Source organism: Pontibacter pudoricolor, from assembly GCF_010092985.1.
Classification (GTDB): Bacteria; Bacteroidota; Bacteroidia; order Cytophagales; family Hymenobacteraceae; genus Pontibacter; species Pontibacter pudoricolor.
This window is the reverse complement of sequence record NZ_CP048106.1, coordinates 496023-516610: the sequence shown is the minus strand read 5'-3', so window position 1 is coordinate 516610 and position 20588 is coordinate 496023. Positions and strand designations below refer to the sequence as shown.

The following is a 20588-nucleotide window of genomic DNA, read 5'->3' as shown; positions in this document are numbered from 1 at the left end:
AAGCGGGCCTATGGAAAAGCCGCTTACCCAACACATTATACCCGGTCGCGCACCGCTCAGCTTAAAAGAGTATGAGAAAGTGGGCGGATACCAATCTGTGCACAAGATCCTGAAGGAAATGACACCGCAGGAAGTACAGGCACTGGTGAAAGAATCGGACCTGAAAGGCCGTGGCGGAGCAGGTTTTAATACCGGTCTAAAATGGAGCTTCGTGCCGATGGGCCCCGATGCAGCCACGCCAAAATACCTGGTAGCCAACGCCGATGAAATGGAGCCCGGCACTTTCAAAGACCGCATGCTTTTAGAAGGGAATCCGCACCAGTTGATAGAAGGAATGATTGTGGCGGCCTATGCCATACAGGCAAGTATAAGCTATGTGTTTTTACGGTGGGCCTATAAAGTAGCAGCCCGCGAAATCACCAAAGCGATTCAGGAAGCGTACGAAGCAGGTTACTTAGGGCAAAATATACTAGGCTCCGGCTTTAACCTGGACATGTACCTTCACACGGGTGTTGGTCGCTATATGTGCGGCGAAGAAACTGCCTTGCTCAACGCTCTGGAAGGCAAACGAGCCAACCCAAGAGCCAAGCCGCCTTTCCCACAGGTAAGTGGTCTGTTTGGCAAGCCAACTATAGTTAACAATGTCGAGACACTTTGTTGCCTGCCACATATTGTAAATAACGGAGCCGAATGGTTTAAGAAACTGGGCCTTACTGCAGATGCCGGCACCAAGCTTTTTGGTGTGAGTGGCCGCGTGAAAACACCGGGCTGCTGGGAACTACCAATGGGCACCACCATACGCGAGATACTGGAAGATTATGCCGGTGGCATGCAGGATGGTTACCTGTTCCGGGGGCTTTTACCTGGCGGCGCATCTACAGATTTTTTAGTAGTAGAACACCTGGATCTGCCCATGGATTATCCTTCGATTCAAGCAGCTGGTAGTCGCATGGGTACTGGTACGATGATCATTATGGATGACCAGATATGTCCCGTTGGTTTTACCCTGAACCTGCAACACTTTTTTGCACAGGAGTCGTGTGGTTTCTGTACACCCTGCCGCGAAGGTTTGCCCTGGGTAGAGCGAATACTCCTGGCCATAGATAAAGGGGAAGGCAAACCCGAACACCTGCTGACACTCGATTTCCATACCAAATACCTTGGCCCTGGCAACACATTCTGTGCACTTGCCCCAGGCGCCATGGAACCCCTGCAGAGCGCTCTGAAATACTTCAGAGAGGATTTTGAACGGCACATTCACGAACATCACTGTCCCTGGAGCAAAGCAAAAGCATGGCAACCATCTATATAGATAATACCCCCTTCGAAGTACCGACCGGAAAGAACCTATTGGAGACTTGCCTGACACTGGGCCAGGACCTGCCCTATTTCTGCTGGCACCCTGCCATGGGCTCTATCGGCGCTTGTCGGCAGTGTGCGGTAAAGGTATACAAAGACGAAAACGACACCAAAGGCAAGCTCTTTATGTCTTGTATGGAGCAGGTGCGCGATGGCATGCGCATTTCTATAGTTGACCCCGAAGCCAAAGAGTTCAGGGCACATATTATAGGCTGGCTCATGACAAACCACCCGCATGACTGCGCCGTGTGCGACGAAGGCGGAGCCTGCCACCTGCAGGACATGACCGTTATGACCGGCCACAACTATAGAAACTATAGTTTCGACAAACGCACCTACCGCAACCAGTACCTGGGCCCATTTCTGAACCACGAAATGAACCGCTGCATACAGTGTTATCGCTGCGTGCGCTACTATAAAGATTATGCCGGCGGCAAGGACCTGGATGTATTCGCAGCCCACAACCAACTATACTTTGGTCGCGCCGAAGATGGCGTGCTGGAAAGTGAGTTCAGCGGAAACCTGGCAGAAGTTTGCCCGACCGGTGTGTTTACCGATAAAACATTAAAGCAACACTATACCCGCAAATGGGACCTTACCATGGCGGCATCTGTGTGCCACCATTGCAGCCTGGGTTGCAACATTACAGCCGGCGAACGCTACGGCACCCTACGCAGCATTACCAACCGTTATAACGGCGAAGTGAACGGCTATTTCCTATGCGACCGCGGACGCTTTGGCTATGAACATGTAAACAGCGTGAGCCGCATCCGCAAATCCTTAGTTCGCAGCAATTTACCGGAAGCATCTGACAAGTATACCGCTTTGCAGGCAGCAGCACAGGCTATGCGTCAGGGCAGGGTTATCGGCATTGGTTCTGCAAGGGCTTCGCTGGAGTCAAACTTTATGCTGAAGACATTGGTAGGCGAAGACAATTTCCATCATGGGATATCTGATGCAGAACATGACCTGACAGAACTCTCGCTGAAGATCTTGCAGCAAAGCAACGCCCGCACCCCAAGCATGCGGGAAGTAGAGAAAGCCGATGCTGTATTTATACTTGGTGAAGACCTGACTAACACTGCTCCCATGTTAGCACTGGCCGTTAGGCAGGCGGTACGGCAGGAACCATTACTGGAACAGGTATCCAAAGCAAAAATTCCGGTTTGGCAGGATGCTGCTGTGCGTGAGTTAGTGCAATCTGAAAAAGGCCCCTTGTATATCGCTGCGCCAACTGCCACCAAACTTGACGAACTGGCAATACAGACATACTTTGCTGACCCGGACTCTATTGCCCGTTTAGGTTTTGCAGTTGCCAATATCATTTACCCGGAGTCTCCGGGGGTGCGCGGGCTAAAGAACGATGATATACACCTGGCACAGCAGATTGCTGATGCGCTGATGAAAGCGAAAAATCCAGTTGTAATTTCTGGTACATCTTCTGGCAGCGAAGCTATACTGAAGGCCGCAGCTAACATAACTAACGCACTTATTGCCAAAGAAAAAGCAGCAGGTATTGTGCTGACCTTACCAACAAGTAACAGCATGGGACTTGCCATGTTGGGTGGCCACCGGTTACAGTCTTCGTTCGAAGCTGTAGAAAATGGCTATGCTGATACGGTGATTATACTGGAGAACGACCTGTTCCGCCATGCTGGCGAAGGCATAGTTACCAACTTCCTGAAATCCTGCAAAAAAGTGATCGTGCTGGATTACCTGCATAACCAGACAACTGAACTGGCAGATGTATTACTGGCTGCCGGAGCTTTCTCAGAAGCCGATGGAACGCTAGTCAACAACGAAGGCCGGGCGCAACGCTTTTACCAGGTTCATCCAACTATAGAAGACATACAGGAAAGCTGGCGCTGGCTCGGTGAGCTTGGAACTATAGTTGCCCACGACCAGATCAGCTGGTGGCACGGTTACGACGATATCCTGAGCGCTATAGTTAAAGAATATCCGGAAATGAAAGGGTTGGAAATGGTAACGCCACCTTCTAACTTCAGGATTGCCGGACAGAAAATACCACGCGAGCCGCACCGATTCAGTGGGCGTACTGCCATGCGCGCTAATATCAACGTAAGCGAACCAAAACCTGCTGAAGACCCTGATTCACCACTTTCCTATACTATGGAAGGTTATCGCGGACAACCACCATCTGCTATGATCCCATTCTTCTGGGCACCGGGCTGGAACTCAAACCAATCTGTTAACAAATACCAGCAGGAAGTAGGCGGACACCTGAAGGGCGGCGACCCGGGAATCAGGTTGATCGAGCCAAACCCGGAACATAAATTCTCCTTCTCGGCTGCAGTGCCGGAGAAGTTTGAGCCGATGGACGGACACCTGTTCATCCTCCCGATGCACCACATTTTCGGTTCTGAAGAACTGAGCGCTCAATCTGTTTCGGTACAGGAACGCATACCTGAAACATACATTGTCATTAACACCGACGATGCAATGCGCATGAAACTAGACGAAGGTCAGTTGATGCCGTTTGCCATTGAAGGTCAGCTCTACCAGTTGCCAGTAAAGTTAAGCGAAAGTATAGCCAGCGGAACTGCCGGCTTACCTGTGGGCTTGCCTGGAGTAAAATTTGCCGAACTACCTGCCTGGGCCATACTTAACCGAGAACTGCAATGGAAACCGCAGCACCAAACTACTTTCTGATCATCGGCGGCGTACTTTTCGTGATGCTGAATGTGGCAGCCGCACTCATTTGGGTAGAACGCCGCATGCTCGCACTCTGGCAAGACCGCTACGGCCCAAACCGGGCAGGCCCGTTTGGTTTGCTCATCGTAGCTGCCGACTCTATTAAGCTATTTTTCAAGCAGGACTGGGTTCCACCTTTTGCAGATAAACCGGTGTTTGTGTTGGCCCCGGCAATCGTTGTGATCAGCGTACTGCTAAGCTTTGTGGTGATACCGTTTGCCCCCGGAATTATAGTTGCCGACCTGAATATCGGGTTGCTGTTCTTCCTTGCCATGTCGTCGATGGGTGCTTATAGTATCATACTCGGTGGCTGGGCATCGAACAACAAATATAGTTTGCTGGGTGCCATGCGCGGCGCGGCGCAGATGATCTCTTATGAAGTTTTTATGGGTCTGGCACTGATGGGCGTGGTGTTGATGGCTGGTTCTTTTAACCTGCGCGAGATCGTAGAAGCACAGCGCGGCTTATGGTTTTTCATTCCGCAGATCCTGGGCTTTATTATCTTCTTCATCGCCGGCATCGCCGAAACGCACCGCCTGCCTTTTGATATTCCGGAAGCGGAAAGTGAGCTGATCGCAGGTTTCCACTCTGAGTATTCGGGTATGAAATTCGGGATGTTTTTTATCGGGGAATACATGGGAATCACGCTCATTTCCTGCATGCTGGTAACGCTATACTTTGGAGGTTGGCTGGGCCCTGATTTTCTGCCTCCTATTATTTGGTTCATCATTAAAGTAGTCGCTTTCCTGATGATTTTCATCCTGCTCCGCGCATCTATGCCAAGACCAAGATATGACCAGTTAATGGAGTATGGCTGGAAGATTTTACTACCACTGACATTGGTGAATCTGATGGTAACTGCTGCGGTGGTACTGTGGCTGGAAGGGTAGTGAATAATTATTAATGATTAATGAAGAATCACTAATAATCACATAATGTCATTTCGAACAAAGTGAGTAATCTATTTAGAATTTGAGATAGATCTCTCCTATCGTCGAGATGACAAAAACCAAATTTACGCTGGTGCGAGCTTGCAGCTCGTACCGCAAAACCTTGAATTGAAGATACGAGCTACAAGCTCGCAACAGCAAGGGAACAGCATATAATACAAGAGTACTTAAAAGAAAGGAGCAGCTATGTTTAGTTTGTTGCGCAGTATGTGGCTCACATTTCTGCATGCGTTCCATAAGCGGGACACCATACAGTACCCCGAGCAGAAAGCTATACTTCCGACCCGTTGGCGCGGCCGCATTGTGCTATCGCGCGACCCGGATGGTGGGGAACGTTGTGTAGCCTGCAACCTGTGCGCCGCAGCCTGCCCCGTAGACTGTATCTCGCTGCAATCAACCGAAGATGAACACGGCCGCCGTTACCCGGAGTTTTTCCGGATTAACTTCTCGCGCTGCATTTTCTGTGGTTACTGCGAAGAAGCCTGCCCTACTTACGCCATCCAGCTTATACCTGATTTTGAGATGGGAGAATACAACCGCCAGAACCTGGTGTATGAGAAAAAAGACCTGCTGATAAACGGCCAGGGCAAATACCACGGCTACAACTACTATAAAGTGGCGGGCATGGCCATTGGCGGAAAAGACAAGGGCGAAGCAGAAAATGAGCGCCCTCCAGTTGATGTTAAAAGTTTAATCCCCTAAGGCCATGGAACTGACATTTTACATAGCGGCAGCTGTTGCCACACTCGCTACCATCCTAACGATAACCCGCTACAACATCATCCACGCGTTGCTATACTTAGTGGTTTCTTTCCTGGCGGTGGCGGTAGTGTTCTTCACACTGGGCGCTCCGTTTATGGCTGCCCTTGAGATCATCATTTATGCAGGAGCTATAGTGGTACTCATCATCTTCGTGATCATGATGCTGAATCTGACGCATGAAGATGTAGAGCATGAAAAGGAATGGCTGACTCCTAAGGTTTGGGTTGGCCCAGCCATACTTTCAATGGTGCTGCTATCCGAGCTGTCCTACATCATTATATCCCCGGATACACAACCTACCGAAGCGTTGGTAGCCGTTGATGCCAGGTTAGTGGGCATGTCGTTGTACGGGCCTTACATGCTGGGCGTGCAGCTGTGCGGTATATTGTTGATGGCTGGTATAGTTGGGGCTTACCATTTAGGCCGGCAGAAGAAAAAAGTGGTGCACCGGTTTTTACAACCAAAAGAAGAAAGGAGCGCTGCCATATGACACCTGCACACATGGAAGCCGCTTTAATGCTGGCTGGTGTACTTTTTATGCTGGGCCTGATCAGCGTGCTTATCCGCCGCAACATCATCTTCATGCTTATTTCTGTCGAGATCATGCTAAACGCTGCCGGTCTGGCTTTTATAGTTGCCGGCTCTAAATGGGTGCAGCCCGACGGGCAGGTAATGTTCATTTTTATACTCACTATGGCCGCTGCCGAAGTATCGGTGGGGCTCGCGCTTATACTTCAGATCTATCACCAGCTCAAAACCCTGGACAGTGATGCCGCTAACTTAATGAAAGGATAACCGACTATGGAAAATCTACTCTGGCTTATTCCTGCTTTGCCTTTTCTGGGAGCACTGCTACTGATACTTTTCGGCACCCGATTGTCGCGCATGTTGGTGGCTATACTTGGCGTAGGCAGCGTGGGCATTTCGGCACTTATTACCATTCTATTAGGTCTGGAATTTCTGGCTAACCGGCCGGAGTTTTACCATCAGGAAGTCTGGCAATGGTTTAATGTAGCTGGCTTTACGCCTTCCATTGCTTTTCATATCGATGCCCTCTCGATGGTCTTCATTTTCGTGATCACTTTCGTGGGATTTCTCATCCATTTTTATGCCACGGCTTACATGGCCGAAGACCAGGATTTCTCCCGATTCTTTGCTTGCATGAACCTGTTTGTGGGTTCCATGCTGATGCTAGTAATGGCTGATAACCTGCTTCTTTTATACTTAGGCTGGGAAGGTGTTGGTCTTTGCTCTTACCTGCTTATCGGGTTCTGGTACAAAGAGCCGGCAAACGGCTATGCCGCCCGAAAAGCTTTCATCATTACCCGCGTAGGCGATACCGCCATGGCCATTGGCTTGTTCATGTTGTTCCAAACTTTCGGCACGCTGCACATCCAAACTATACTTACAGAAGCGCCTGAAGCCTGGAGTGTAGGCTCGCAGATGGTGGTTATAGTTGCGCTGTTGCTGCTTGGTGGTGCGGTAGGTAAATCTGGTCAGTTGCCGCTGCAAACGTGGCTGCCCGATGCCATGGCTGGTCCTACTCCGGTTTCGGCGCTGATACACGCGGCAACTATGGTTACGGCTGGGGTGTACCTGATCGCACGCATGTATGTCATCTTCGAACTGGCTCCGCTGGCTCAAACTATGGTTGCTATAGTTGGCGCTGTAACCTTGCTGCTGGCTGGCTTCTCGGCCCTTACCCAATACGACCTGAAACGGGTGCTTGCCTACTCTACCATCAGCCAGATTGGGTATATGTTTTTGGCGCTGGGCGTTGGGGCCTGGTCGGCGGGTATTTTCCACTTCATGATCCACGCGTTCTTCAAGGCGCTGCTTTTCCTTTGTGCGGGAGCAATTATACTTGCCTTGCACCACGAGCAGGACATGCGCAAAATGGGTGGTCTGCGACATAAAATGCCCGTAGTGTACTGGACCTTCCTGATCGGAGCTGCATCGCTGGCGGCGCTACCTATTATCACTGCAGGTTTCTATAGCAAAGACCAGATACTATGGTATGCACTAGCTGGCGAGAATGGAAATACCTGGTTATACTTAGCTGGTTTGGTGGGGGCTTTTATCACATCGATTTATACTTTCCGGATGGTGTTCTTGACCTTTTTCGGGGAAAGCAAAACACACCTAGAGCATCCACCGGGCAAAGTTATTACTATACCTTTGATCATCCTGGCTATACTTTCGCTGGTAGGTGGTTTTATAGAATTGCCGCACAACTTCGGGCATGTGGTGTTATTCTCAGACCTGCTCGCACCCGTGCTACCGGGCATTTCTGCAAATGAAGGGTTGGCGGCAAACGAATGGGTGTTCCAGTTGGTGGCTGCTATAGTTTCGTTGGGTGGTGTGTTTGTGGCGTACCTGTTCTACATTAAGAGCCCGCAGCTACTGGCTAGTATAGAGCGATCTGAGTTTGCGATGGCACTGCACCGTTTCTGGCATTCGGGCTGGGGTTTCGATGCGCTGTATGATGCGCTTATCGTGCGGCCATACGTGTTCATCTCCAGACTCAACAAACGCGACTTTATAGATAGCTTCTACACCGGACTTGCCCGTATGGCCGAAGGCTTCCATGTGATGTTTTCGGAAACGCAGAACGGAGTGCTGCGCAACTACGTGGCCGGCATTGTGGTCGGCGCGATCATGATTTTAACTATAAGCCTGTTCCTATGATACTCGTCTGGCTGATTGTGATACTGATGGCTGGCGGACTGCTGGCCTGGCTCTCTAAAAAAATAAACCCGGAACTTCCACGCTGGGTGGCGTTGGGCGCCGTTTTGCTCGATCTAATTCTTATAGTTTATCTATGGATCAGCACGGAAGCAACAACTGGTTCTGCCTGGCTGATACGCTACGATATACCCTGGATTCCACAATGGGGAGTGAGCTTTAGTTTGGCGTTGGATGGATTAAGTTTGCTGATGTTATTACTGACCTTCTTTCTCGGTTTGCTGTCGGTACTTATCTCCTGGAAAGAGATCAAGAATAAAGTCGGCTTCTTCCATTTCAACCTGCTCTGGGCTTTGGCCGGCATTACAGGCGTGTTCCTGACCATGGACCTGTTCCTGTTCTACTTTTTCTGGGAAGTGATGCTGATACCGATGTACTTCCTGATCGGAGTCTGGGGCATGAGAACCGCACTTACGCAGCCTATAAATTCTTCCTTTTCACGCAGGCAAGCGGACTGCTCATGTTGCTGGCAATACTGGGATTATACTTTATCCACGGCTCCGAAACCGGCACCTATACGTTTAATTACTTCGATTTACTTAACACTCCGCTTGCGCCTGATGCTGGCCGTCTGCTGATGTTCGGTTTCCTGGCTGCGTTCCTGGTAAAGTTGCCGGTAGTTCCGTTCCATTCGTGGCTGCCCGATGCACACTCGCAGGCTCCCACTGCGGGCAGCGTTATTCTTGCCGGGCTGTTGCTTAAAACCGGGGCTTATGGTTTGCTTCGATTTGTTGTTCCACTTTTCCCGACCGCTGCTGTTGAATTTGCGCCATGGGCGATGCTACTGGGTGTAATTGGCATTATTTACGGTGCTATAGTTGCTTATTCCCAAACCGACCTGAAACGATTGGTGGCCTATACTTCGGTGAGCCATATGGGCTTTGTAATACTGGGTGTTTTTGCCTTTAATGAGTGGGCACTGCAGGGCGTGGTGATGCAGATGATCGCACACGGCCTGAGCACTGGAGCGCTGTTTATACTTGCCGGATTCCTGTACGAGCGCCTGCATACCCGCGACATGACACAGATGGGAGGCTTCTGGGCCAAAGCTCCGAAAATGGGGGTAATTGCGCTGGTATTTGTGATGGCAACTCTTGGCCTTCCGGGTCTGGGTAATTTTATAGCGGAGTTTCTGACCTTGGTCGGATCGTGGCAGGCTGCTAACTGGCTTACCGTTTTCGCAACTATAGGCATTGTGCTGGCAACGGCATACTCGCTACGCATTATGCAGAAAGTGTTCTATGAGCCCGGTCCACGACAGGAGCCACTCCCCGACCTGAACCTGCGTGAAATGCTGATCGCCGTACCGATGGTGCTCGGCTTACTCTGGCTGGGCTTGTATCCGCAACCCATCATTGACATGGCCAGACCATCCATCACAGAGCAACTACAGGCTTATACTGCACCGGAGCCGAAAATAGAGAAAGAAAATATAGCTGTAGTAAAAGTAGATGTACATCAAAGCCAGCTAAGTATTGAGAAAGTGAAGAAAAAATAACATACGCTGGTGCGAGCTTGAAGCTCGTACCGCAAATCAGTTGCTAAAGTGACACGAGCTACAAGCTCGTGCCAACAAAATGATTTACAAATCTCCAAATTAATGAACATGAGCCAGACAGATTTTATATACCTGATGCCGCTGCTGATCCTCACGTTTGCAGTACTTGTTTCGATGCTGGTAATAGCCGCGTGGCGCAACCATAAGATCATTTATGTTATTACAGCGCTCTCGTTTATCGCTGCTTTTGGGTCGCTGTTTGAGTTGCGTACTACTACAGCTTATGTCATTGAGCCGATGTTTGTGATTGATGGTTTCGGCGTATTCTATATCGGGATGATTCTGCTGACTTCGCTGCTCGTGAGCATGCTGTCGTATGCCTATTTTGAGCAGCGCGAAGAGCGGAAAGAAGAATACTACTTACTATTGGTGCTTGCCACGTTAGGTGCTTGCGTGCTCGTCATTAGTACACACTTTGCGTCGCTCTTCCTGGGCCTGGAGATTCTCAGTATCTCGCTTTACGCACTCATCCCCTACCTGCGCACCCGCCCCCGCTCCGACGAAGCCGGGATTAAATACCTGATATTAGCTGCTTTTTCGTCTGCTTTTATGTTGTTCGGGATGGCGCTGGTATACTTTAGCACAGGAACGATGATGTTCTCAGGTTTGGCTCAAAGTATAGCTGGCATGCAGGAGTTGCCGCTGCTGTTGCTAACTGGTATCGGCATGATGCTGATCGGCGTTGGCTTTAAGCTGGGCATTGTGCCGTTCCATATGTGGACGCCCGATGTGTATGAAGGTGCGCCTGCTCCGGTTACGGCCTTTATTGCCACCGTTTCTAAGGGGGGAGTGCTGGGCTTGCTGATTCGTTTCTTTATGGAAGTAGATGGTTTCCGTTATCCGGTACTTGTCACTATCTTAACTATAGTTGCCATCGCATCTATGTTTGCCGGCAACCTGCTGGCCCTGATGCAGAAGAACGTAAAACGCATTCTGGCCTATTCTTCCATTTCCCATTTAGGTTACATTTTGGTAGCCTTTATGGCCGGTAACCAGATGGGTGTAGAAGCGATAACGTTTTACCTGGTAGCCTACTTTATTACCAGCGTCGGGGCGTTTGGGGTGGTGGCTTTGCTTTCGGATAAAAATAGCGATGCGGAGCTATTGGAAGACTATAAAGGCCTGCTCTGGCGCCGACCGTGGACTGCTGCAGTGTTCTCGGCTATGTTGCTATCACTGGCTGGCATTCCGTTAACCGCTGGTTTTGTGGGTAAATTTTACATCATTGCCGCTGGAATAAACGATCACCTATGGCTGCTAGTCGTGATGCTGGTGCTCAACAGTGTCATCGGTCTGTACTATTATATCAAGATCATTGCCGTCATGTTCCAGCAACCGGAGACCGAACGCGAGCCAACTATACGATTGCGGCCGTCTATTTATGTAGCCAGTGCCGGAACGCTGGCTGTGTTGGCGTTATTGCTGGTGTATATCGGTATTTATCCGACCGGGTTAGTGCAGTTGATACAGGATGTGCTGGTTTCGGTGCCGGAGATTGTAGCTAAGTAAGTTGTTTTATTAGTTGCCGTTATCCAACCACCCCTACCCCCTTGTCTAAGGTGGGAAGCTTTTTTACCTCTCCCCAGCCCTCTCCTAAAAACAGGAGAGGGAGCTTTTACGGCCGCTGCTATAGTTAGGCTCTCGTTTTGTTGTTGTGGTTTTAATCCACCCCTGCCCCTCCCAAGAGGGGAATTCCGGCTGTTGCAATAGTTGCTGCTATAGTTTTATAGTTACCGTTTGTCATCCCCCTGCCCCTTCAAAGGGGACTTTCTGCTACTGCTTTTCAATCTGTCATTTCGACGGAAGGAGAAATCTGAAATTGCTATAGTTACAGTCCATCCACGGATAGGACAGGTCGCGACCTGTCCCTACGGAAATACAACCACGATAAAGCGATACAACTATAGCTGTTCACTTAACTATAGTTTAGCTATCGAACTGATCACAGTCTTAGGGTTGAGCGCCTTTGATTTATTGCGGTGCCGTCAGGCAACCCGAGCAGAGCGAGGGTAGCAAGAAAGCAGCAGCGCGATGCCCGAAGACGGGGCCTCCCGGCCGTGAGGGCACCAAGGCCAACTATAAAACTGTAGGCAAGTAAAGCTCCCAGGATTGAAGAACGCTATGGAAGAAAAGCTTATTTCAAGTTGTAGAACAGCAAACTATAGTATCCAGGTTTCTCACAGCTGCGCGAGCTCTCTTCGACTCGCGTCTCAAGAATGTTCGAAATGACAAAAGAGTAACTATAGGTCATAACAACCCCTCGACTAACATTCGAAATGACAATACTAGAAAACAACAAAAAAGGCTCCTGAAACAAGAGCCTTTTTATCTATTCACCTATACTAAACTTCTAAACTTTATCTTTTTCTAAACTAAACAAGGCAGCTAAACCTTCTACTAACGCTTCCGACTCACCACGCATGCAGGCGGCTTTCAGTTCCAGGGCGGGTAGTTTCACGATCTTGTTCAGGATGTTCTGTGTTAGCTTCTCCACTACTTCACGCTCCGCTTCGCCCAGGTTTTTCATATAACGGTTTAACTCCTGCTGCCGAATTTCTTCGAGCTTGCTTTTGAACTGCTGCAGTGCCGGCGACATCGCCATTTCGCGGGTCCAGGTGCTGAACTCAACTATAGCTTCCGAGATAATCTGCTGTACCTGCGGAATAGCGGCCATACGCATTTCCAGGGCTTCCGAAGCGCGGTTTTTAATGGTATCTACATTGTAAACTTCCACACCTGCAATCTCTTCCAGTGTGCTATCGATGCTGCGTGGCATAGACAGGTCCAGGAAGAACTTCGGAGTAGTTACACCCTGCTGCGCTATCACTTCTTTAGTTATGAAAAAGCAGTCGCCGGGAACAGAGGAGATAACAACATCTGCCTGAGCAATCTCTTCCCACACGTTCTCCCAGTACATAGCCGTAGCGTTGGTTTTCTCGGCCAGCGCCTGTGCTTTATGATGCGTGCGGTTAACGATAACCACATTGTTTATAGTTGATTTCTGAAAGTTATCACACACATTCGCCCCAATCTCTCCTACCCCGATCATCAGCACGCGCGGGTTTACCAGGTCAGCTATCAGCTCTTCGACTAACTCGACAGTGGCATACGATACCGAAGCAGCTCCATCAAAAAAGGAAGTCTCATTGAAAACCTGTTTGTTGGTAGCGAAGATCGTGTGCAGCAAACGGTGCAGGAACGGGCCGGCCATATTTGCTTCTGCAGACCATTGGTAAGCTTTCTTTACCTGGTTCAGTATCTGCATATCGCCAACCACCTGCGACTCCAGGCCAAGGCCAACGTAGAAAAGATGCTGAACAGCCAGCTCAGGGTTGGTTATGTGCTGAAAGTATGGCGTGATCTTTTTTGTGGATATAAAGCCACGTTCCATCGCGATCAGTTTTATGATCGCCTGGTCCAATTCTTTCTCAGCGCTATAGTATACTTCCGTGCGGTTGCAGGTCGAAAGGACCAGCACATCCTGGGCATTTGTAAACTCCTTGATCTTATCCAGCAAATTGCGGCAACCTATCTCGTTCAGGGCTACTGCTTCGCGCACATTTATCGGTGCATGTTTGTAAGATAATGTCAGGGCTTTAAAGTTGTTCTCCATGGTGGTCTTTCAGATTACAATGCAAATGTCTGAAAAGCAACTCAACAGAAACATGACTTATGTCAACTATAGCCATTGATTGATGTCAACTTTATAAAAAACTATAGCCCGAACTCCATTTCTGAAGTTCGGGCTATCTCATTAGTCGATTTTTATGTTGTCATCCTGAAAGTATCCTTATAGTTGGTAGGACAATCTAATCTCCTTTCCACCAGGTTTCTTAACAGAAAAACTGTTGTCCTACTTTTAGTACAGTAAGAAACTATAGTTTAATTCCGCATTTTAGCCAGCTTGGCAGAATCAAGTATAAAGATGCGGCTGCCCTGGCTGTCGATCAGTTTTTCGTCTTTAAAGTCAGCCAGCGTTCTGATTACGGTTTCTTTGGAAGCGCCCACTATACTGGCCAGGTCTTCGCGGGTTATGCTGATCTGGGTTTTATCGCCGGCCTGTTGCTGGTATTGTTTTTCTACTAAAAGCAGCGCTTCAGCCACACGTTTTCGCACCGAGTTATAAGCCAGTTTCAGCAGGCGTTCTTCGCGGTCGGCCAGGTTATCAGACAGCAGTTTTATAAACTTGTTAGCTATGTCGCGGTTATGGTTGAGCAGCGTAAAAAAGTCTTCTTTCGGGATGATGTACACTTCAGAATCTTCCAGTGCCACAGCCGACTCGCGGTAAGGTGTTTCTTCCAGCAGGTCCAGGTAACCGATAAAGTCTCCGTCCTTGTACAGGTTGGTGATGTATTCGCGGCCTTCTTCGTTTGCCTTAAAAGTTTTGATCTTGCCTTTGTTCAGGAAGTACAAAGCCGTTGTGCGGTAACCTTCCATAAACAGGTGCTGCTTTTTCTTAAATACCGTCACCTTGCGCTTATCCGACAGCAGTTTGTTCAGGTCCTCGAAGCCGCGTGCTTCCTGTATAAAGTTGTCGATGCCCTCTACGCTCTTGTTAAATTCCGCCTTTAGTATCTCATTTTTTTTCAGGCGCATTTCCACAGCATCCAGTAACTCCAGGTCGTCAAACGGTTTGGTCAGGTAGTCGTCAGCGCCCAGGTTCATGCCTTTTCTAAAATCTTCTTTCTCTGATTTTGCAGTCAGGAAAATGAACGGGATGCTGGATGTTGCCGGGTTTTTGCTGAGCATATGCAGTACGCCATAACCGTCTAGCTGGGGCATCATAATGTCACAGATGATCAGGTCAGGTCGCTCACTTTTAGCCAGTTCCACACCTACTTTTCCGTTCTCGGCTTCAAGTACGCTATAGTTTGCCAGTGAGAGTATTTCGGCGGTATTTTCTCTGATTTCCTGATTATCTTCTATCAGCAATATTTTTTTCATGGTTATGCTGTTGTTGGGTGAATTGGGAATGTTATATGGAAGGTAGTGCCTTCGTTCAGTTCACTTTTATAGTTTAAAGAGCCGCCCATAATGTCTACGTAGCGGTTCACAATGTTTAGTCCGAGCCCGGTGCCCTGTATGTTGGTTACATTCTGCGCCCGGAAAAACGGCGTAAACAAATGTACCTTATCGGCATCCGGTATACCGATACCTTCATCTTTTACAGCCAGGTCAATAGTACTGTCCACTCCTGTATTAATATAGATCTGTTTGCCTTCGCCGGAATATTTGCTGGCATTGGAAAGCAGGTTCAGGATGATATTCTTTAGCAGCTGTTTATCTAAGGTAACTATAGTCTCGGAGCCGGAATGCGTATAATGTATCTTCTGCCCTATTTTTACCAGCCCCTGCATCTCATCTACAATCTCAGCGGTAAACTCTTTCAGGTCGAAGGTAGTAGGCACATTGTAAATCTTACCTTCCTCTATCCTGCTTATCGACAGGAAGTCGTTGAGTATAGTTGTAAGGTTACTTACCGCCGATTTAATGCGCTCCACATGTTTCTGCCGCTTCTCATCGTCTTCGGTAGTTTTGTATTTCCCAATTAAGGATGCCGAAGAAAGCACCGTGCTCAGGGGTGTACGAAACTCATGCGAAGCTATAGTTACGAACCGCGATTTCAGCTCATGCAGTTCCTTTTCTTTTTGCAAAGCTTTGCGTATCTCAACCTGCGCTTCATACAGGCTTCGGTTGGTTTCTTCCAGCTTTTTAACGGCTTCGCCCAGTTCACGGGTGCGCTCCTCTACGCGCTGTTCCAGCTCAGAATTCAGCTTTTGTATCTCGGCCATGCTTTTGGCATGCTCGATACTATAGCGGATAGAACGCTCTAAACTAAACGGGTCAAACGTACCTTTTACAAGATAATCTGAAGCGCCCACGTGCATGGCCTTTTCGTCGGTTTCGCGGTTGCTCTGGCCAGTTAAAAGAATAAATGGCGCCAGACTCCCTCCTTCCACAGCCTCCGAAATCAGCTCAAGCCCGTCGTGTGCGCCCAACCTGTAATCTACCAGGTAAACATCATGTTTTTCCTGCCGGATCAACTCCAGTGCTTCACCGAAAGAAGCCGTCCAGTCGAGCACATAGTTGCGCCCCGGAATCTCATCTATCGTATCCCGGGTAATGATAAAGTCATCTTCATCATCATCAACAAGCAGTACACGGGTTTTTTTGTCAAGCATAATCTATAGTTGGGAAGTCAGAAAGTTAAAAAGTTAGAAAGTTGATCTTTGAAACATCTCAAACAGTTAAATCAAAAGGCAACTATGAACATTAACTTTCACTTTTTCATAACTCTAAAACTTCTAAACTTTCTAACTTCTAAACTTTCTAACTTTTCGGCAGTTCCACGATCTCAAACCAGTACTTGCTCAGGGTTTTCATGACATCAACCAACGAGCTGAATGTTACCGGCTTGGTAATAAAAGAGCTTACGCCCAGGTCATATGTGCGCAGGATATCTTCTTCGGCTTTGGATGTAGTGAGCACTACTACCGGAATCATGCGCAGGTGGTCTTCGTTCTTTATCTCTTTCAGCGCCTCACGACCGTCTTTTTAGGCATGTTCAGGTCAAGCAGAATCAGGCCCGGAGTCGGGTATTTATCTTTGTCTTCAAACCTGCCTTTGTTATTCAGGTAGTCCAGCAACTCTTCCCCATTCTCTACAAACTGTATATTATTATTCAGACGGCTCTCTTCCAGTGCTTCTTTTACAAGCATCCGGTCTTCGGCGTCGTCATCGGCAATCAGTATGATAATTGATCTTTTGTTGCTCATGCTACTATAGTTATTCCTGAAGATGTTTTTTTGCTAAGGTAATAATAAATCGGGTGCCTTCGCCGGGATGGCTTTTGGCAGTAATGTCGCCGCCATGGCGAACAGCAATTTTCCGGCAAACGGCAAGCCCTATACCCGATCCTTCATACTTCTGCCCTTCCAGTCGCTGGAAAATGTTAAAGATGCGGTCCAGGTACTTTTCGTCAAAACCTATACCGTTGTCTTCAATGGATATTTCTACCATTTCGTCGCCGGGGGTTGATGTCAGGTGTGCGTGCAGCTGAACATTTCTGGATGATATCTTAACGACAGGTGTAACACCATCTTTGCGGAACTTAATGGCATTACTGATCAGGTTCTGAAATAACTGGCGGATCTGTGTAGGCTCGCCTTCTATAGTTGGCAGCGGCGAGCGCTCTATTATAGTACCTGTCTCTTCTATAGTCACCTCCAGGTCCGAGAGCACCTCCGAAAGTATCTTATCCAGTTTTACTTTAACAAATGCTTTTGATTTGCTGGTAACCCTCGAGAAGTCGAGCAGGTCGTTTATCAGGTTTTGCATACGCGATGCTGCATTCAGCATTCTGTCCACGTAATCTTTGCCCTGATCGCTCAGTTTGTCGTATTCTTTGGTCATGAGCCGGTCGCCGAAGGCCTGTATTTTGCGCAATGGTTCCTGCAGGTCATGCGACGACACATAGGCGAAATCCTGTAGCTCGCGGTTACTTCGTTCCAGTTCCGAGGCGTACCGGCGCAGGCGCTCCTCACTTACTTTCTGACGCGTAATATCGTGCACAAAACCCGTATACACTTTGCGATCGGCAAGCTGCACTTCGCTTATACTCAGAAAGAACGGGAAAACAGAACCATCTTTACGCAACCCGGAAACTTCGCGGCCAATACCAATAATGTGAGGTATACCGGTCTGGTGGTAACGCTCCATGTACCCGTCGTGCTGACTACTGTCCGGCTCGGGCATCAGCATGCTTATGTTGCGGCCCAGCAATTCGCTTTCGTTATAACCAAAAAGCTTTTGAGCGGCCGGGTTCACCATCTCCATCAAGCCATGGGTATCTATCGTTATAATGCCGTCAACAGCTGTTTTAATGATGGAGTTAAACTTATTTTCGCTTTCGCGCAAAGCTGATTCAGTCTTCTTCAGCTCTGTAATGTCGTGCACGATGCCCGTAAATATTTGCTTATCCTGCAGCTTTACCTCGCTTATACTCAGCAGAAACGGGAAAATAGTCCCGTTCTTCTTTTTACCCAGCACCTCACGTCCGATGCCAATGATCTGGCCCACTCCGGTACGGTGGTAATTATCAATGTACACATCGTGCAGACTCTTGTCTGGCTCTGGCATCAGCATCTTAATATTATTGCCGATCACCTCTTCCGGCTCGTATCCGAAAATATTTGCTGCGGCAGGGTTCATAGTTTCCACTCTACCCCTGTTATCAATGGTGATGATACCGTCAATAGCTGTATCAATAATGGCCTTTAACCGTGCCTGGTTGTCAATGCTGTGGCTGTTGTTCTCTTTCAATTCAAAAGGATTTTACTAAATATAAGTGTTCTGTGTGTAATGGCAAAACCTGAACTGCCAGCCTGAAATACGATACCTATAGTTTAACCGGCTATCTTCTTAACGCTCAGGCTTATTTACAACTCCTGGCTATAGTTGCGGGCTGTTCAATTAACGCTTCAAGTCTATATTAAATCTGCACTATAAACAAAATGACTCTTGTCATTTTTTGGGCTGATGCTGCTCATTTATAACTGGCAAGTTGCTACATACCTTGCGGCACGCTTATCGTGTATCCATAACCAACTATAGTTTAGTTGCTGCACTTATTAACCAGCAACACTATGGTTTTTATATAACCAAATTACAATGCAACTAACTACACCGCACAACTTTCATTTGCCTGTAATGGGGCTTGCTTTTTCTATTGATTCGCCTATTAAGGTGGCCCGCTTCGGAATATCGTCTGTGGCTTCGCTCAGCGACGATGCCTTGCTGGAGCACACCCGCTCGCATTACGCACAGGTATACAACCGCCCTTACGAACCAATTACTGACAAGCAGGAAGACTACAGAGCCAAACGCACCACTGCTTTCCTGAACCTTGTGGATGAGATCGTGAAGACACAAATGGAAGAGTTAAGGATGCAGGAGTTTACACCGGAATCGGAAATTACCAAATACTTTAACCTGTTACCTGATAACTCTCCGTTAAGAGCGCGCTATAACCAGATGCTGGAAACTTCAGATACGGAGCATAAAAACCTGTTGCAAACCGAATTACGCAATGCGCTGGTACCCGGCAGAATTGACGTAAACATCATGACCAAACTGGACAGGACAAACTATAGCAAATCAGGGGAAGCGTTGCCACAGGAATTTTCGGATGCGCTGGCGGCTTTGCGCGGGTTTGCCAACAGCACGGTTAACTCATCCGTTGTTTTCTCGGCGGGGATGAACATGCGTTTATTTGCTTACCTGGAACAGTTCCCGTGTTTTCTGCCGGATGCCAAAGGCCATTTTGAGAAGACGGTGATCATTAAAGTAAGTGATTACCGCTCGGCGCTGGTGCAGGGTAAAATACTGGCTAAAAAAGGTATCTGGGTATCTGAGTTTAGAATAGAGTCCGGGTTAAACTGTGGTGGACATGCTTTTGCTACGGATGGTTACCTGATCGGCCCGATACTGGAAGAGTTTAAGCAGAACCGCCAGGCACTACAGTCAGAGCTTTATAGTTTGTTCAGTTCGGCGCTGGCAAGTAAAGGCATTCATGTTCCGGGAGAGATTCCAACACAACTCATTACCATGCAGGGCGGGATTGGCACAGCAGCAGAGCACGACTTTTTACAGGAATACTATGGCATGGATGCCACCGGCTGGGGAACTCCTTTCCTGTTGGTACCGGAAGCAACCACTGTGGACGAGCCGACCTTAAAGCAACTATCCGATGCCAAAGCAGAAGACCTTTACCTAAGCCCGATATCGCCGTTAGGCGTACCATTTAACGCCCTGCGCGGTACATCGAGCGAAGAGCTGAAACAGATGCGCATCGATAAAGATAAGCCTGGCAGCCCTTGCGTTAAAAAGCACCTGGTTTCAAATACCGAATTTACTGAAGAAGCGATCTGCACGGCATCGCGTAAATACCAGCGCCGCAAGTTAGAGCAACTCGATGAGCAGTTAAACACGCAGGTTTTAACTCCTGAACTATACAAGGCTCAAAAAGAAAGCGTGCTGGCCAAAGAATGCTTATGCGAAGGCCTGGCAAACTCTGCTTTGCAAATATTTAACATCGGCAAGAAAGCGGCAACCAAAGCTGTAACCATATGCCCGGGACCGAACCTTGCCTTTTTCTCAGGTGTATTCAAACTGCACGAAATGGTCGATCATATTTATGGTCGATTTAACGCGCTTAACCAGACCTACCGTCCGCATATGTTCATTAACGAACTTAAAATGTATGTAGACTACTGGAAGAATAAAAAAACGGAACAGTTTGAAACGCTGACAGACAAGCAGGAAAAATACCTGAACAATTTCTGGCAGAACATGCAGGACGGCATTACTTATTACAAGCAGCTTTTACCGGAGCTATTCAGAAACCAGCTGGAGCGCCAGGTGCTAATGCTGGATGAGTTACTGGAAGCTGAAGATGTGTTATTACAGGCCCAACTGAGAAGAGCAGAAGCAGTAGCTTAACA

14 protein-coding genes and 1 pseudogene are annotated in these 20588 nt (G+C 48.3%); 10 read left to right on the top strand and 5 right to left on the bottom strand.

The window, feature by feature from the left end; genetic code table 11:
- The first annotated feature begins 10 nt into the window (after positions 1–10).
- The 9 genes from nuoF (at position 11) to GSQ66_RS02180 (ending at position 11595) form a co-directional block, all read left to right on the top strand.
- Entirely contained in the window at positions 11–1312 is a 1302-nt protein-coding gene (gene nuoF, locus GSQ66_RS02220; RefSeq protein WP_162425963.1) for an NADH-quinone oxidoreductase subunit NuoF, read from the top strand.
- Positions 1294–4029: an NADH-quinone oxidoreductase subunit NuoG gene (gene nuoG, locus GSQ66_RS02215; protein WP_162425962.1), complete on the top strand. Its 2736-nt coding sequence runs from the start codon at positions 1294–1296 to the stop codon at positions 4027–4029. The genes nuoF and nuoG overlap by 19 nt, the downstream gene beginning before the upstream one ends.
- Positions 3999–4961: an NADH-quinone oxidoreductase subunit NuoH gene (gene nuoH, locus GSQ66_RS02210; RefSeq protein WP_162425961.1), complete on the top strand. Its 963-nt coding sequence runs from the start codon at positions 3999–4001 to the stop codon at positions 4959–4961. The genes nuoG and nuoH overlap by 31 nt, the downstream gene beginning before the upstream one ends.
- Positions 4962–5228: 267 nt before the next feature.
- Entirely contained in the window at positions 5229–5723 is a 495-nt protein-coding gene (nuoI, locus tag GSQ66_RS02205; RefSeq protein WP_445323498.1) for an NADH-quinone oxidoreductase subunit NuoI, read from the top strand.
- A gap of 4 nt (positions 5724–5727) precedes the next feature.
- Positions 5728–6273: an NADH-quinone oxidoreductase subunit J gene (gene nuoJ / locus GSQ66_RS02200; protein WP_162425959.1), complete on the top strand. Its 546-nt coding sequence runs from the start codon at positions 5728–5730 to the stop codon at positions 6271–6273.
- Complete coding sequence (gene nuoK, locus GSQ66_RS02195; RefSeq protein WP_202923385.1) at positions 6270–6578, top strand: NADH-quinone oxidoreductase subunit NuoK; 309 nt, start codon at positions 6270–6272, stop codon at positions 6576–6578. The genes nuoJ and nuoK overlap by 4 nt, the downstream gene beginning before the upstream one ends.
- Positions 6579–6584: 6 nt before the next feature.
- A complete protein-coding gene (nuoL, locus tag GSQ66_RS02190) occupies positions 6585–8471 on the top strand; it encodes an NADH-quinone oxidoreductase subunit L (protein ID WP_162425958.1) in 1887 nt (628 codons plus the stop codon).
- A gap of 343 nt (positions 8472–8814) precedes the next feature.
- Entirely contained in the window at positions 8815–10026 is a 1212-nt protein-coding gene (locus GSQ66_RS02185) for a complex I subunit 4 family protein (RefSeq protein WP_202923427.1), read from the top strand.
- A 108-nt stretch (positions 10027–10134) separates the two neighbouring features.
- A complete protein-coding gene (locus GSQ66_RS02180) occupies positions 10135–11595 on the top strand; it encodes an NADH-quinone oxidoreductase subunit N (protein WP_162425957.1) in 1461 nt (486 codons plus the stop codon).
- A gap of 841 nt (positions 11596–12436) precedes the next feature.
- On the opposite strand, the gene hemA is transcribed toward GSQ66_RS02180, so the two are convergent.
- The 5 genes and pseudogenes from hemA to GSQ66_RS02155 all read right to left on the bottom strand — a co-directional run bounded on the left by hemA (position 12437) and on the right by GSQ66_RS02155 (position 18408).
- Positions 12437–13699 carry a glutamyl-tRNA reductase gene (gene hemA, locus GSQ66_RS02175; RefSeq protein ID WP_162425956.1) on the bottom strand — a complete coding sequence of 421 codons (1263 nt, stop codon included), beginning with the start codon at positions 13697–13699 and terminating at the stop codon, positions 12437–12439.
- A 269-nt stretch (positions 13700–13968) separates the two neighbouring features.
- Positions 13969–15030: a response regulator gene (locus tag GSQ66_RS02170; protein WP_162425955.1), complete on the bottom strand. Its 1062-nt coding sequence runs from the start codon at positions 15028–15030 to the stop codon at positions 13969–13971.
- A gap of 2 nt (positions 15031–15032) precedes the next feature.
- Positions 15033–16268 (bottom strand): hybrid sensor histidine kinase/response regulator, encoded by a 1236-nt coding sequence (locus GSQ66_RS02165; protein ID WP_162425954.1) that lies wholly within the window; start codon positions 16266–16268, stop codon positions 15033–15035.
- Between the two features lie 148 nt (positions 16269–16416).
- Positions 16417–16862 (bottom strand): annotated as a pseudogene (locus tag GSQ66_RS02160) (response regulator).
- A 10-nt stretch (positions 16863–16872) separates the two neighbouring features.
- The gene (locus tag GSQ66_RS02155; RefSeq protein ID WP_162425953.1) at positions 16873–18408 is read right to left on the bottom strand and encodes a PAS domain-containing sensor histidine kinase; all 1536 of its coding nucleotides are present in this window, start codon (positions 18406–18408) and stop codon (positions 16873–16875) included.
- Between the two features lie 348 nt (positions 18409–18756).
- Between GSQ66_RS02155 and GSQ66_RS02150 the strand changes: the two genes are divergently transcribed.
- Positions 18757–20586 (top strand): nitronate monooxygenase family protein, encoded by a 1830-nt coding sequence (locus GSQ66_RS02150; protein ID WP_162425952.1) that lies wholly within the window; start codon positions 18757–18759, stop codon positions 20584–20586.
- The last annotated feature ends 2 nt before the right edge of the window (positions 20587–20588 follow it).

Excerpts from the sequence above, each read along its gene's own strand:
- nuoF (WP_162425963.1), top strand. The coding sequence starts at position 11 with ATGGAAAAGCCGCTTACCCAACACATTATACCCGGTCGCGCACCGCTC.
- nuoG (WP_162425962.1), top strand. The coding sequence starts at position 1,294 with ATGGCAACCATCTATATAGATAATACCCCCTTCGAAGTACCGACCGGA.
- nuoH (WP_162425961.1), top strand. The coding sequence starts at position 3,999 with ATGGAAACCGCAGCACCAAACTACTTTCTGATCATCGGCGGCGTACTT.
- nuoI (WP_445323498.1), top strand. The coding sequence starts at position 5,229 with ATGTGGCTCACATTTCTGCATGCGTTCCATAAGCGGGACACCATACAG.
- nuoJ (WP_162425959.1), top strand. The coding sequence starts at position 5,728 with ATGGAACTGACATTTTACATAGCGGCAGCTGTTGCCACACTCGCTACC.
- nuoK (WP_202923385.1), top strand. The coding sequence starts at position 6,270 with ATGACACCTGCACACATGGAAGCCGCTTTAATGCTGGCTGGTGTACTT.
- nuoL (WP_162425958.1), top strand. The coding sequence starts at position 6,585 with ATGGAAAATCTACTCTGGCTTATTCCTGCTTTGCCTTTTCTGGGAGCA.
- GSQ66_RS02180 (WP_162425957.1), top strand. The coding sequence starts at position 10,135 with ATGAGCCAGACAGATTTTATATACCTGATGCCGCTGCTGATCCTCACG.
- hemA (WP_162425956.1), bottom strand. The coding sequence starts at position 13,699 with ATGGAGAACAACTTTAAAGCCCTGACATTATCTTACAAACATGCACCG.
- GSQ66_RS02170 (WP_162425955.1), bottom strand. The coding sequence starts at position 15,030 with ATGAAAAAAATATTGCTGATAGAAGATAATCAGGAAATCAGAGAAAAT.
- GSQ66_RS02165 (WP_162425954.1), bottom strand. The coding sequence starts at position 16,268 with ATGCTTGACAAAAAAACCCGTGTACTGCTTGTTGATGATGATGAAGAT.
- GSQ66_RS02150 (WP_162425952.1), top strand. The coding sequence starts at position 18,757 with ATGCAACTAACTACACCGCACAACTTTCATTTGCCTGTAATGGGGCTT.